The sequence below is a fragment of the Pseudoalteromonas sp. T1lg21 genome, assembly GCF_002964625.1.
GTDB lineage: Bacteria > Pseudomonadota > Gammaproteobacteria > Enterobacterales > Alteromonadaceae > Pseudoalteromonas > Pseudoalteromonas gelatinilytica.
Genome location: NZ_PQBX01000066.1, coordinates 1 through 13562 on the forward strand (window position 1 = coordinate 1; position 13562 = coordinate 13562).

General features: G+C 42.4%; 16 protein-coding genes and 1 rRNA gene. 10 read left to right on the forward strand and 7 right to left on the reverse strand.

Going from position 1 to position 13562, the window contains the following annotated elements; genetic code table 11:
• The first annotated feature begins 182 nt into the window (after nt 1-182).
• The 9 genes from rrf (at nt 183) to C2M25_RS20125 (ending at nt 7149) form a co-directional block, all read left to right on the forward strand.
• A 5S ribosomal RNA gene (gene rrf, locus C2M25_RS20080) occupies nt 183-297 on the forward strand.
• Nucleotides 298-1075: 778 nt separating this feature from the next.
• Nucleotides 1076-2008 (forward strand): hypothetical protein, encoded by a 933-nt coding sequence (locus tag C2M25_RS20090; RefSeq protein WP_105181969.1) that lies wholly within the window; start codon nt 1076-1078, stop codon nt 2006-2008.
• A 30-nt stretch (nt 2009-2038) separates the two neighbouring features.
• The gene (locus tag C2M25_RS20095) at nt 2039-2938 is read left to right on the forward strand and encodes a DUF350 domain-containing protein (protein WP_105181970.1); all 900 of its coding nucleotides are present in this window, start codon (nt 2039-2041) and stop codon (nt 2936-2938) included.
• A 73-nt stretch (nt 2939-3011) separates the two neighbouring features.
• Complete coding sequence (locus C2M25_RS20100) at nt 3012-4664, forward strand: polyamine aminopropyltransferase (protein ID WP_442793044.1); 1653 nt, start codon at nt 3012-3014, stop codon at nt 4662-4664.
• Nucleotides 4665-4743: 79 nt separating this feature from the next.
• Nucleotides 4744-5157, forward strand: a complete 414-nt coding sequence (locus tag C2M25_RS20105; protein ID WP_063700564.1) for a YjfI family protein — start codon at nt 4744-4746, stop codon at nt 5155-5157.
• A 24-nt stretch (nt 5158-5181) separates the two neighbouring features.
• A complete protein-coding gene (locus tag C2M25_RS20110; protein ID WP_105181972.1) occupies nt 5182-5874 on the forward strand; it encodes a PspA/IM30 family protein in 693 nt (230 codons plus the stop codon).
• A gap of 71 nt (nt 5875-5945) precedes the next feature.
• Nucleotides 5946-6584, forward strand: a complete 639-nt coding sequence (locus C2M25_RS20115) for a hypothetical protein (protein WP_055199258.1) — start codon at nt 5946-5948, stop codon at nt 6582-6584.
• Nucleotides 6581-6898, forward strand: a complete 318-nt coding sequence (locus tag C2M25_RS20120; protein WP_063700569.1) for a hypothetical protein — start codon at nt 6581-6583, stop codon at nt 6896-6898. The genes C2M25_RS20115 and C2M25_RS20120 overlap by 4 nt, the downstream gene beginning before the upstream one ends.
• A gap of 65 nt (nt 6899-6963) precedes the next feature.
• Complete coding sequence (locus tag C2M25_RS20125) at nt 6964-7149, forward strand: hypothetical protein (protein WP_054554683.1); 186 nt, start codon at nt 6964-6966, stop codon at nt 7147-7149.
• Here the strand turns inward: C2M25_RS20125 and C2M25_RS20130 are convergent.
• The 5 genes from C2M25_RS20130 to C2M25_RS20150 form a co-directional block, all read right to left on the reverse strand.
• The gene (locus tag C2M25_RS20130; RefSeq protein WP_105181973.1) at nt 7142-7543 is read right to left on the reverse strand and encodes a hypothetical protein; all 402 of its coding nucleotides are present in this window, start codon (nt 7541-7543) and stop codon (nt 7142-7144) included. The genes C2M25_RS20125 and C2M25_RS20130 overlap by 8 nt on opposite strands.
• Before the next feature lie 13 nt (nt 7544-7556).
• Nucleotides 7557-8042 (reverse strand): hypothetical protein, encoded by a 486-nt coding sequence (locus C2M25_RS20135; RefSeq protein WP_105181974.1) that lies wholly within the window; start codon nt 8040-8042, stop codon nt 7557-7559.
• Nucleotides 8043-8191: 149 nt separating this feature from the next.
• The gene (locus tag C2M25_RS20140; RefSeq protein WP_105181975.1) at nt 8192-9568 is read right to left on the reverse strand and encodes a class II fumarate hydratase; all 1377 of its coding nucleotides are present in this window, start codon (nt 9566-9568) and stop codon (nt 8192-8194) included.
• A gap of 8 nt (nt 9569-9576) precedes the next feature.
• Entirely contained in the window at nt 9577-9903 is a 327-nt protein-coding gene (locus C2M25_RS20145) for a hypothetical protein (RefSeq protein ID WP_058585360.1), read from the reverse strand.
• A 145-nt stretch (nt 9904-10048) separates the two neighbouring features.
• On the reverse strand, nt 10049-10243 hold the full coding sequence (locus C2M25_RS20150) for a hypothetical protein (RefSeq protein WP_036974335.1): 195 nt from the start codon (nt 10241-10243) through the stop codon (nt 10049-10051).
• Between the two features lie 183 nt (nt 10244-10426).
• Here C2M25_RS20150 and C2M25_RS20155 point away from each other — a divergent pair, with 183 nt between their 5' ends.
• Complete coding sequence (locus C2M25_RS20155) at nt 10427-11017, forward strand: DUF938 domain-containing protein (RefSeq protein WP_105174394.1); 591 nt, start codon at nt 10427-10429, stop codon at nt 11015-11017.
• On the opposite strand, the gene C2M25_RS20160 is transcribed toward C2M25_RS20155, so the two are convergent.
• Both C2M25_RS20160 and C2M25_RS20165 read right to left on the reverse strand, forming a co-directional pair.
• Complete coding sequence (locus C2M25_RS20160; protein ID WP_105181976.1) at nt 10994-12133, reverse strand: GNAT family N-acetyltransferase; 1140 nt, start codon at nt 12131-12133, stop codon at nt 10994-10996. The two genes, C2M25_RS20155 and C2M25_RS20160, sit on opposite strands and share 24 nt — an antisense overlap.
• Nucleotides 12130-13497 (reverse strand): alpha/beta hydrolase, encoded by a 1368-nt coding sequence (locus C2M25_RS20165; protein ID WP_105174396.1) that lies wholly within the window; start codon nt 13495-13497, stop codon nt 12130-12132. Before C2M25_RS20165 ends, C2M25_RS20160 begins: the two co-directional genes overlap by 4 nt.
• Nucleotides 13498-13562 lie beyond the last annotated feature (65 nt).

The window sequence follows — 13562 nt, forward strand, 5'->3', positions numbered from 1 at the left end:
TGGAAGTGGTGTGAGCCATTAAGCTAACCTGTACTAATTACCCGTGAGGCTTAACCATACAACGCCAAACGCGTTTTATGACAGCGTAACGACAGAAGTTAAGTTACTAAAGTAGACATTTACTTGATATCAGAATTCCAGATTTATTAATTTGCTCAAAAGAGCGAATTAAACCAAATTTGCTTGGTGACAATAGCGTTTTGGACCCACCTGACCCCATGCCGAACTCAGTAGTGAAACGAAACAGCGCCGATGATAGTGTGGCATTTGCCATGTGAAAGTAGGACATCGCCAGGATCCAAATTAGAGAAAGCCCGATTCGAAAGAGTCGGGCTTTTTTGCGTTTGGAGCTATCCACATAACGTGCCCTATTCATTCTTCAGGTAGGTTGGGTAGAGCGCAGCGAAACCCAACGTCAGTTAGCGAGTGGCTAGTTAGCAAGGGTAAAGTTGAACTGTAGGGGGGTTGTTAAGTACAGAGTCACCCTCACTAACAACCCCATGTAGGAGGCACTTCAGTGCCGAATAGACAAGAGATATCAGACTTCAGATATTAGAGGTCAGTTGAGCTGTGGGGTTGTTTAGTACAGAGTCACCCTCAGCAACAAACCCCGTAGGAGGCACTTCAGTGCCGAATAGACAGGAGACATCAGACGTCAGATAGTAGATGTCAGTTGAACTGTGGGGTTGTTAAGTACAGAGTCACCCTCAGCAACAAACCCCGTAGAAGGCACTTCAGTGCCGAATCTAGACCATAACAAACATATTCATGGCTAAAGCCATTCCTACAAGTACACTTTGCCTAGAACCTAGAACCTAGAACCTAGAACCTAGAACCTAGAACCTAGAACCTAGAACCTAGAACCTAGAGCCAGAGGAAGACGCAGCAGCAAACACCCACACCACGCGACTGATCGCTGAAGGCTGAAAGCTGATAGCTCTGTGTTTATGTTGGGTTTCACTTCGCTCTACCCAACCTACCACCCAATTTACCCTTTGTTGCAATTTTAATCTTGGTTTAGTACCTGAGCTATGTAAAACTATTTGCGTTTTTAAACCACAATCAGGTGACATGAATGTCTCAAATAAAAGCTTGGAAACTTATTAGCCTGTTTTGTTTGGTAAGCTTGCTTATGGGCTGTGAGTCGAAAGAAGAGCAGCTGAAACAAACAATACAACAATCCATAGAAAAAGCTGAAGTTGAATTAAATCAACTTGGTACAGCGCTTGATAATGGCTCTTTGCGTAATGCGATGATACTTAAACAATACGGACAAGTGCTTGCTGAGCAGCAGCCGCAACTTTCTGAGATCGCGCGAGTAATTAGTCTTGATGCCACTCGTGAAGGGGCTATCTATACAGGTCTTAAACAACGTTTAGCAGATGTTAAGTCTACTTATCTAATACCCCCTTATGAAGATACCCTTCATCAACTTGATCTTATTCGTGATGCTGCTAAGCCATCTTTATTTCAGGATGCGCTGACTGATCCTATCAATATGCTTGCCGATATGTCGCAAGGCTCACTAGCGCGGGTTGGTGCAATTAGTGAAGCTGCTGAAGGTGAAAGTGTTGGTAACCAGTTAGTTGGTAACCCTAACTATGGGCAATGGCAAACAAATAGCAGCGGTACCAGTTTTTGGGTTTGGTACGGTATGTATCGCATGTTGGGCGATGTATTCGACCGAGTTGAATATGGTCGCTGGAGCCGTCATAGAAAGTATAGCTATTACAATGACTATGGCCGTTATCGTTATTCGAGCCCAAAACAGATTAAAGCACAACAAACGGTAGAGACGCGTACTCGACAGTCTTATCAACGCCAAGGTAAACAATTCACTAGTCCGTATGCCACTAAGCGCAGTGGTGCATCTGGATTAAGCCGTAGCAGCTATACGCCGCCACGCACACGCAGTAGCTATGCTTCTAGCAGTAGTTACAGTAAAAGCTCTGGGTCATTACGCAACAGCTCGAGCAGAACATCACGTGGCATTAGCCGCGGTAAGTAGTGAAAAGAATAACCACCGGAGTTACAACACATGTATGAATTTAATGGAATAACAACTTGGTCGTTGCAAGCTTTAGCAATCGACTTTGCAATCATTATCGCTTTATTTGTCAGCCTAAAATTTATCAAAGGCTGGGTATCTAACTTACACGCTAATGATGAAATAACTGAGCGTGATAATTTTGCTTTTGGTATTAGCTTTGCGGCAGGACTTGTGGCATTGGCTATTGTTCTAAGTGGCGTGAGCAGCGGCTCATTTGCACCAACCTTGCAACAAGAAGCATTACAAATGCTTGGATATGGTTTGATGGCGATTGTACTTATTAAGCTAGGTCATTTCTTCCAAGACAAGGTAGCGCTTCGTAAAGTGAGTCTGCACGACGAAATCGTTAAAGGTAATGCGACTGCTGCATTGATTGATTTTGGTCATGTAGTAAGTGTGGCTATCGTTATTCGCTCAGCTTTATTTTGGGTGGCAACTGAAGGTTGGCATGGTATTCCAATTGTGATCGCAGCTTTTGCGATTGGCAGCATTGCGATGCTACTGATCAGTCAATATCGCGTGCAGTTATTCAAACGTACTAATCGCAGTGGCGATTGTTTACAACAAGCGGTTATTGACGGCAACTTAGCTGTGGGTATTCGTTACGCTGGCTTTTTAGTAGGCAGTGCATTGGCATTAACTGCTGCATCAGGTATTGCTCCTTATGCTGCTGACAACATTGTAGCTAGTTTAGGTTACTGGGCATTAAGTGCAGCTGTGAGTTTAGTGGCTTTCATTTTACTACACTTAGTGACTATCAAAATCATCCTATCTGGTTGTGATATTTCAGACGAAGTGAACCGCCAGAAGAACGTGGGTGTAGCTGCTATCTCTGCAGCAATCTCATTTGCGATTGGGTCGACTATGGCAACCTTGTTAGGTGCCTAATTAAGTGTCTACTACAACAAGCGCCCCAAGTAGAGCTCATCTACTTGGGCATGATTTCCTATTAATAACTGTTATGGCCGTACTCGCTGGGTGCGGCCTTATTTATGAATACCTGCTATCTCATTATGCTGGTCGTGTATTAGGCTCGGTCGAGAGTGCCATATATGCCATGATTGGCACCATGATTGTCGCTATGGGTATCGGTGCCTTTTTAGCGCGATGGTTTAAAGATGCGTTTACTGCCTTTGCTTGGCTTGAGAGCATAATTGCTTTGGTTGGCATGGGCTGTATTTTAGCGATAGCAAGTATTATCGCTGTCAGTTATTCATTGCCGCATATCTTCTCCGAAATATTTAACCTGCCTGCAGATACCGTACTTAATGGTTACGTGTTTGAAAGGCTGCAAGAATGGTCTCGTTTTTTACCTTATGTGTTTGGTCTATTACTTGGGCTATTAATTGGTATGGAGATCCCGCTAATTGCGCGTATTCGCCAGCAAGTCTATGGGCGCTTTTTAGAGAACAATGCGGGCACCATTTACGGGGCTGATTATATCGGTGCCGGTATAGGTGCTGCGATTTGGGTGAGCATTATGCTCGCGATGCCAATTATGCAAGCAGCAGCGTGGACAGCGTTATTTAATATTATTGCCGGCCTCGTATTTTTATGGCGCTATCATCAACACGTTCGCTTCGCTAAGTTACTGTTAGTTTGCCATGTACTGTTGTTGGTGTTTTTTGCGTTTGTGCTCGTGCTTGGCACTAACTGGATGAAAAATCTAAGCAATGTTTTATACAAAGATAAAGTCATCTACTCGCAAGCAACTAAGTATCAGCATTTGGTGTTAACTGAGCGTTTGAGTCGCAATCAGCCCAATGCAATTACTGATCTTTACCTCAATGGTCGTTTACAGTTCTCAAGTGTGGATGAGCAAATTTATCATTCAATGCTTGTCTATCCTGCTATGTTGGCCTCAAATCGCCATGACCGCGTGTTGATCATCGGTGGCGGTGACGGGCTTGCATTACGTGATGTTTTGAAGTGGCCAGTAGAGCATGTCACTCTGGTTGACTTAGATGGTCAGCTGTTAAACTTATTTGGTAATGATGTTGGCGACTATGATGCGCCAGAGAAAATCAGAACACGTTTAACAGCGCTAAATAAACATTCTATGAGCGACCCTCGTGCTGATATTCGCATTGCAGATGCCTTTTTAGAGGTCGAAGCAATGCTGGCAAAAGGCGAGCGCTTTGACACTATTTTAATTGACCTACCAGACCCTAATCACCCTGATCTCAATAAGATGTACAGTGACTATTTTTACAATCATGTACGTCAGTTATTGGCACCTGACGGGGCTGTGGCTGTGCAATCAACATCCCCTTATCATGCGAAGAAAGCATTTTTGAGTATTGCTAAAACAATGAAAGCTGCGGGTTTTGGTTATGTTGAGCAATACCAACAAAATATTCCTTCGTTTGGTCAATGGGGTTGGACAATCGCGACTACCGCTGGCAAATCAGCAAGTCAGCGAATTCGTGAAACTAACGAATTACCCGTGCCATCTCGTTGGGTAAGCAAAGAATATTTATTGGCTTCTTTTGTGTTTCCGAATCATTTTTTTGAACAAGTAAACACGATTGAAGTCAATAGATTAGGTTCTGGAACCTTATATGATTATTACCGCCAAGCGTGGCAAGTTGAAACCGAATTGTACAAAAATTGATATTTTATAGTTGACATAATATGTCGGCTATGCAAATCTTAACTCAGACATAATATGTCAAAACGTAAAAAGGTGAGACATGGAATTAAATGAACTATCAATCAAACTGGCTTCTTTTGAAACAGAAGGTGTGAGCTTTGAGTCTTTCTTGATTGCCAACGAAGGTGAGCAAGATGTGTTACAAGTTATCGTCGATGGGAATGATGAGTTACCTATCTTTGTTACTCAAACAGAAGAGCAATTACTGTGTATTAGCTACCTGTTTGCTGAAGACGAAGTACAAGCAGATATGCGTAATGAGTTAAACGAAACGTTACTACGTTTAAATGTACCAATCCCATTAAGCGCATTTGCAAAAATTGATGATAAATACGCTATTTTTGGCGCGTTATCGGTTAATTCATCGTTTGATGATATTACCCATGAGTTGGTAACACTGGCAGACAATGCGATTGATGCACTTGAAGCCGTGACCATTTATTTAAACGATTAATTAGCAATTTCTGGAGTTAAGATTATGAGTATTTTAAAGAAACTATTTACAGCTGTACGTGGTGGCGCTCGTGAAGCAGGACAAGCAATTGTTGATGCAAACGGTATCCGTATCTTTGAACAAGAAATTGCTGATGCACAAAATGCCCTACAACGTGCTAAGAAAAGCCTGACTGAAGTAATGGCAAAAGAGATGCAAACGAAGCGTAAAATTAGCGTACTAGATGCATCAATTGCTGAACATGAAGCGTATGCAGGCCAAGCACTTGAAAAAGGTAACGAAGCTCTTGCATTAGAAATCGCAGAAAAAATCGGTGATTTTGAAGCTGAAAAAGCAGAGAACGAAGAAGTGTTTGCTGGTTTTAGTAACCACATTGTGCAACTAAAGCAGCAAGTTAAAGAAGCTGAAAAGTCGATTAAAGAAAACCAACGTCAATTAACAATGGTTAAAACGACTGAAAGTGTGCAGCAAGCAACAATGGCTGTAAACAGCACGCTAAATACGAATAGCTCATCAATGACATCAGCACGTGAGTCTCTAGAGCGTATTAAACAACGTCAGCAAGACCGCCAAGACCAGTTAGGTGCGGCTAAGCAATTAGAAGCTGACACTAACGGCGATGATTTAAAAGCGAAAATGGCTGAAGCGGGTATTGGTGATACGAGCCCGAAAAGCGCAGATATTTTGGCGCGTATTAAAGCAAAGCAAAATAGCTAATCAGTTAGCGGAAAAACAAAAGGTAACCCACGCACTGGGTTACCTTTTTTGCTTCAACAAGGAGTCAGCCAATGTTTAACTTTTTCAAATCTAAAAAAGCCCCAGAGCGTCAGCTTACTGATCCAAGCCAATTACTTGTTGGTGATATGCTAACAGTGATTGATTCGTTCGCTTACCCAAGCTGGTTAAAAGGACAGACACTGCGTGTTATTGATGTGCAAACGTATCAGTATCAGCGTAGTGCAGAGTATGAGTTGGTACTCGAAAGCGAATCTGGCCAAGTGGTGTTTTTGCAAATTGAGTCAGATGACGGTGAACAGTGGGCAAACTTTGCGATCAAAATTCAACGCGATGATGTTGATGAGATTTTTACCCTTGATGAGTTTGCTCGTATTTTTGATGAAGACGAATTAACGGCAATTAATGTACAAAATAGTCCAGAGCGTTTTAGTCACTTTTTAGCATCGAGCTATAAACAATCAGAAGCACCTTATGTGTGTTATTTCCATAATAAGGACTACCGTAATAAGCCTTTACCTCGATATGAAGATGAAGGTGGTGAGCCGTGTGAAATGATCTGTTTAAGCTCTGACGATGAATCGCATAGTCTAAATATTGAGATCTGGGAAGGCGGTGAGACAGAAGTATCACTGACGTTAACTAGACCAATTAGCGATATTGTTGACTTATTTCCTGGGGATGCCAAGTGAGTGATGCAAAAGCCAAATGGCAGCGTCAGGAGCAAGCTGTTAGAGCCACACAAATGGCATTTGATTTAAGCTCTGAAGTGCAAAAATCAATTAAAAAGCAAGCCATTGACCAAGAGCTTACGCCATCAGATATGATCCGTAAGATTTTGGAGCTCGACGTTAAGTCGAAAAAAACCAGACAACGCTTATCGTTTAACTTAAATGATGAAGAGATTGCCTTATTGGCTGAGCGGTTTGGTGTTGCTGCTGATGATAAACGTGCTGTGAAACAGCGAGTGGCAGAATTACTCATTGCACACAGCAAAAAAAGCTAAGGTTTTGCCTTTACTTCTTTAAGCCCTTACACTGAGACTAGTTGTTTTAAAGAAGTGGCATGACTGTGGATATTATTTTACTTGCGTATTTAGTTATTTTTGCATTATTTGGCACTGCAGCAAGTTACTTTGTTCGCTACATTTATGCTTATTGGGTGCATAATACAATGCAAGTAAAGTACATTTATAAGGCCGGGATTTGTATCATCAGCGTGGTGATAGTATCCGGCCTTATTGCATTGTTTACTTAATTTCGATTGCTTGGCACTGCTGTGAAATACACAGCGATTGTACAGGCAGGACTGGTGAGCAATCGTTAACGGTTAATGCTTGATCAGATGACTTTTCAGCTGCTGTAATTCGCTCCGCAAGTTGTTCAGCTTGCTCTTGTGCGTTGTTTAACGTTGAATAGACCACATAGCGACTTGGGCCACCACATGCTCGCTCACCAACTTCTAACACCTTACATTGAAAGCTCGCAGTACAGCTATTATTGCTAACGATATCGTTCAGCTGATCATTTAAATCACCTAGATCAACGCGCGCAGAGCTACCCGACGTTGTTGTTTCGCAACCGCTTAAAGCAATACTTGCTAGCACAGTTGTGGTGATGAAAAATTTCTTGAAAGTCGATGAACGAACCATTATTGCTTATTCCTTAGTATACACTTGCCGCTGAGCCTTCGATTCTAACACAAGTATTCTCAGAACACTGCGCACCCGGTGCGGTTAGATGCTGACAAATACTCATCATGTCGTTTGCTGCGTTAAATTGCTTTTCAAGGGCGGTGATGTCTTTTGCAAGTTTTTCAACCTCAGCAGTGTCAGCTGTTTTGGTTGAATAAACAATGAAGCTACTTGGGCCGCCACAAGCACGACTACCAACAGGTAATACTTTACATTGGCTGCTGTTATCACAGCTTGGATCATCGATTAATTGTTTAAGTTGCTCATGGGCTGAGCTAATAGTCGCTTTATCTGGGGCAGCTTTGGTCACTTCCTCAGCGTTTTTTATTTCAACGGCTTTTGGTGCCTCGATAAGTTTATTGCTGGTTGCCGTTGATTCGGCTTGCTCATTAGTTGCAGCGTCCGAGCACGCAGTTAATAACACAGGAAATAAAATTGCCAATAGAGGATAGCGCATAACATACCTAAAAATCGTTGAATAAGTACTCACTATCATACACATTGCTCAAAGTGGAGCAATAAAAACGTTAGCTTTCAGTAAGTAGCTCTGTATTCACAGAGCTACAGTAAGATAAAAGTTTTACACCTATCTGCAATAAATAGGTATTACAAACCACCTTGGGTTAGTTTGGCAGGGTTCAGTAACTCGCTCAGTTCTTCGCGCGAAATATCCGTATGCTCTGCAGCAACATCAATAATAGGACGACCTTCTTGATAAGCTAATTTGGCAATTTTTGCGGCTTTGCTATAGCCGATCACCGGATTAAGTGCAGTAACCAGAATTGGGTTTTTAGCGAGCGCTTTATCAACATTGCTTTGGTTTACTTTAAAGCTGGCAATCGCTTTATCTGCCAGTGCTTCACTGCTATTCGCCAGCAGTTCGATACTTTGCAAAATGTTTAAGGCAATCACAGGCAGCATTACATTGAGCTCAAAGTTACCCGCTTGACCAGCCACTGTAATAGTCGCGTCATTGCCAATGACTTGTGCGCTGACCATAGCGGCCGCTTCAGGGATCACTGGATTTACTTTACCCGGCATAATTGATGAGCCCGGTTGTAAAGCCTCAAGCTCAATTTCTCCAAGCCCTGCAAGAGGGCCTGAGTTCATCCAGCGTAAGTCATTGGCTATTTTCATTTGTGCGACAGCAAGTACCTTTAGCTGACCTGACAGCGCAACAATGGCATCTTGTGAGCCGATGTTATAAAAGAAGTTTTTGCTTGGGCTAAAGCGAATACCCACATTCTCACTCAAGTGTTGGCAAAACTCACCGGCAAACGCAGGGTCGGCATTAATACCAGTACCAACTGCTGTGCCACCTTGTGCAAGTTCACAAACTCGCTCGAGTGCTTGGCGAATGCCTGCCATTGCATGATCCACTTGTAACTGCCATGCAGCCAGTGTTTGTGCAAAACTCACGGGCATTGCATCCATTAAATGAGTGCGACCGGTTTTAACAATATGGCCTACTTCGGCTTGTTTGCTTTGTAGGCTTTGACTGAGTTTATCGAGTTTAGGAAACAGCTCATAAATGATGTTAATAGCGCTACTTACAGCAATCGCAGTGGGGATCACATCATTTGAGCTTTGCCCCATGTTCACATCATCATTGGGGTGAATGGTTTCGCCTGCAAATTGGCTCGCCAGCGTTGCAATGACTTCATTGGCATTCATATTTGAGCTAGTGCCTGAGCCTGTCTGAAATACATCAACAGGAAACTCTGAAAAATGTTTACCGTCGATGACCTCTTGGCATGCTTGCTCAATGGCTTTAGCTTTACCTTGGCTCAAATGGCCTAAAGCAGCATTACTTTGCGCGGCAGCTTGCTTAATGTAGGCGAGGGCGGTGATAAATTGCTTAGGCATGGCTAAGCCACTAATTTTGAAGTTATTGATAGCGCGTTGCGTTTGAGCTTGATACAACGCATTGGCAGGGACTTGTAGTTCACCCATGCTATCTGATTCGGTTCTAAATTGGCTCATAAACACTCCTAAATCGGGTTAAATTCTTGGCTGAGAAGGCACGCTTCTCGCTCCAAACTGAAATACTTTTCAATACAGTTATGAGTTTTGTAGTAACGCTTTAGCGCAAGTTGCGGTTTATAAAGCTGGGCCAAACATTGTTTACGAATTGCATTATGCACTAATGAATCACACATCTTTTCAAGTAGTTCATGAAAGGTGCGTCTTAGATACAGCTCTTGCAAAATAAAGTTGTGATGCTTTTCGTAATAGCGTGCAATGTTTAAACCCGCTTCAACATAGTTAGCAACAAGCGCAGGGGCATGTAACCCAGGTCTTTGGCAAACACATTTCATTTGCCGCTGATAATGGAGCATAGCATTGTGAGAGTGCATAGAAAAACCGATTAACTGTAATGATAATTGTTATCATTACAGTTAATCGGTTTTAGTGCAAGTCTTATATAAAGAAGCTAAGACTGAATGGATTAACTGTGTGTGATTAATTGTAGCCGAGAATAAAAATCTGGTCTGTTTCATGTTTTTTCGGCGCCTGTACATTTTCTTTGTTACATTGAGAAAGAAGATCGATCACGGTTGCTCTGTCGTCACAACTTGTTAAGGCGGCTTTTTCGCTTTCAGCACGTTCGCTGGCTGCAATCGCTGCATCTACAGCGGTGTAGGGTGAGATATACATAATATTGCTCCTATTGGTTAATTCACATATGAAAAAGCATAAGCTGTACCAATATTGATAAAAGTTCGTAACTAGCTGAAAATTATTGCTTTATATTTTTAATTAATAAATTCACCGCGACTTTGTTATTTATTTTTGCTTTACTGTTGTGCACTAATTACCAAACATGGTGCACTAATTTGTATGGATAAACCCTTCTCTCAAGCCTGTGAAAACAACAAATTACCTATTTTAAACGTATTAGAAGCGTTCTTTTCTGATGTGACGGATGTATTAGAAGTCGGCTCAGGCACAGGGCAACATAGTGTGCATTTTGCAACGCATTTAGCACATTTACAGTGGCACTGTAGTGATCGCGAGGTTAATCATCCAGGGATTTTACAATGGCATCAAGAAGCTGCATTAACTAACTTGCATGCACCACTCACACTCGACCTTAATGATCCTTGGCCGGTTGAAACAGTGAATGCAATTTTCACTGCGAATACAATGCACATTATTAGCTGGCCACTGGTGGAGCGCTTTTTCCAAGGTGTAGCAAAGCATTTAGCGCCTAAAGGTAAATTGTGTATTTATGGACCATTTAAATACCAAGGTAAGTATACCAGTGCCAGTAATGCAGAATTCGATGCTTTTTTAAAACAGCAAGATGCACATAGTGCAATCCGTGATTTTGAAGCGATTTGCCAACTTGCAGAGCAAGCTGGCTTAACCTTTGTTGAAGATGTGCAAATGCCAGCGAATAACCAATTATTGCTGTTTAAAAGGCAGTAAGCTTTCGCATTGGGCTTTATAGAGCGCCATATGTTGGCGTTCTCTAGTTATAAAATCACTAATGGCTGCTGCAAACTCAGTATGCTGAATATGATGCAATGAATAGGTATTTACGGGCTTAAAACCGCGGCTTATTTTATGCTCACCTTGCGCGCCAGAATGGAACTGCTTAAGTTTGTTGGTAATGCAGTACTCAATGCCTTGGTAATAGCAAAGCTCAAAGTGCAAACTATCAAGCTCATAATTTGTTCCCCAGTATCGACCATATAAACAGTTCTGATCTTTAAAACTGAGTGTGGCGGCAATCACTTCTCCTTGATACTTAGCGAACATTAACACCAGTTTGTCGGCCATGCTTTGCTGTAATAACTCAAAAAAGGCGGTATTCAAATAACCATTGTGGCCTGAGCGCTTCAAATAGGTTTGGCGGTAAAAATGACTAAATTTCTGCATATGCTGTTTGTTGATGTCAGCACCTTCGAGCCATTCTATGGTTATCTGTTGTTCAGCTATTTTAGCGCGTTCTTTTTTGAGCGATTTACGTTTTCTTGCGGTGAGTGAAGCTAAAAAGTCCTCAAAGTCATTATAGCCTTCATTAAACCACTGAAACTGCACGCCATGACGTTGCATTACGGTGTCGCTAGTTAATGCTGTCGCTTGTTGCTGGTGGCAAAAATTTATATGCCAACCTGACCAGTCTAATTGCGCTGCCGTTTCTGTGAGTATGTGCTGAATATACGCATAGACTTCAGCGGGCTTATTGTGATTTATACTAATTCGTTGCCCTGCAATAGGTGTGAAGGGTACGCCACACAGCCATTTAGGGTAATACTCTAGGCCATGTTGTTGATAGGCTTCAGCCCAAGCCCAGTCAAATACATATTCACCATAAGAGTGGTGTTTTAAATACCCGGGTAGTAGGGCTATGACTTGTTCTTGCTGGTAAATTGCTAGGTGCATGGGTTGCCAGCCCGACTCTTCACTCACACAGCCTGCTTGTTCTAAAGCAGCTAAAAAAGCGTGTTCTGTAAAGGGCGTATCATCAAAAAATGATTGCCAAAGAGCGGCATCAATCTCGCTTATTTGATTAAACCAGCGGTGGCTAAACTCACTCATTGTGCAGCCGATTCAATATCTTTGATGAAACCGTTGATATGCATAGCAAGCTTATCGAAATAAGGATTAAACGTGAGTCGTGCAAAGGGCTTGTGCGCTTGTAAATTTTCGGCTGTGCGCTCACCCATCACAACGTCTTTTTGGTATTTGCAGGCTGTATAAAGCGTGTCGTCATCTAAGTAGCTTCCGCAATTGCGATACAAAGCTTTACGACCGTAGTAAGGGTTGCTGGGTTTATTAACAATACCAATGTGTGACATCCCTTTGATTTTTTTACAGTCATCGGTGTCGCAGTCATCACGAATTATTTGGTAATCAGCTGGAAAGCTAGCTGGGATGTTTTTGTCATCCCCATAGTATACAAGGCGATCAAGCTGATTATTCTTGCGCGTTTTTGGGTCGTGCAGCTTAGTTAAAATCTTAAAGGTTGCTTGGTTATCTATTGTGGTGTCAATATCACTAAAGGTACTAAATATCGCTACATTAGGCAGTTGGCGATGACGTAGTTCATCAAGGCTAATACGGCTCATTGCTTCGTGACTAGCTGAGGCAGCACTAAATGGAAACGACTCATACTTGGCAAAATCAAGGTCCGCATCTTTATCAATCCAATTCACAAATGGAATCGCATCGACCCATTTCGCCAGCCAACCGTTTTTATTGTGTGGCTCGCTTGCGGGTGAAAACAACATAGCAGCCGTAATTTTATTATCGACCGGGCCTTGAGTTAAGTAATCAATAACCAGTGCAGCACCGGTTGAGTAGCCCCCTAATATCACCTGATCAAAGTCTTTTAATGTGCGCTCAATGGCATATACGCTAGCCTTTTGCCAATCATCGGCATCGATGTCTCTAAGTGCTGCAGGAGCAGTACCATGCCCAGGTAGTAAAATTGTTCGCACCGTATAACCTTGCTGATAATACACCTGTGCAAGGTCGTGATAGGTAAAGGGTGAATCGGTTAAACCGTGGATCAAGAGCACGGCTTTACGGCTGTTGGCGTGTTTAAGTTCAAATGGGCTTATTAAATCAGCAACAGTCGCGTTAGCTGGTCGAGCGCCTTGTGCAACAAGCTGCTGATAGGTGTCGGTGTAAACAGGGCATGGCAAACTAGCACGCGGATTTTCGCTACTAATTTGCAGGTACGCAGCGGTTAAATAGTCACTAAATGCTTGCTCGACATTATAGCTAAAGGTGCTATGGCTGCGTGGTAATGGCTCTCTAAATAGCCCTTCGCGCTTACTTTTCATCATTAGTGCTTGGTCTTCAAGCTGAGTAAGGCAGGTTTGTTGCTGTGCCATTAATGGGCTGCTAAATAGTCCACTGATGGCCCAAGAAAGAGCAACTAAGTTGATGAATTTCATATTTTAAGCATCCTTTTAAAGCCTGTTTTTAGCTTATCGAGTTATGTTTTATTTGCAAGCAAGCT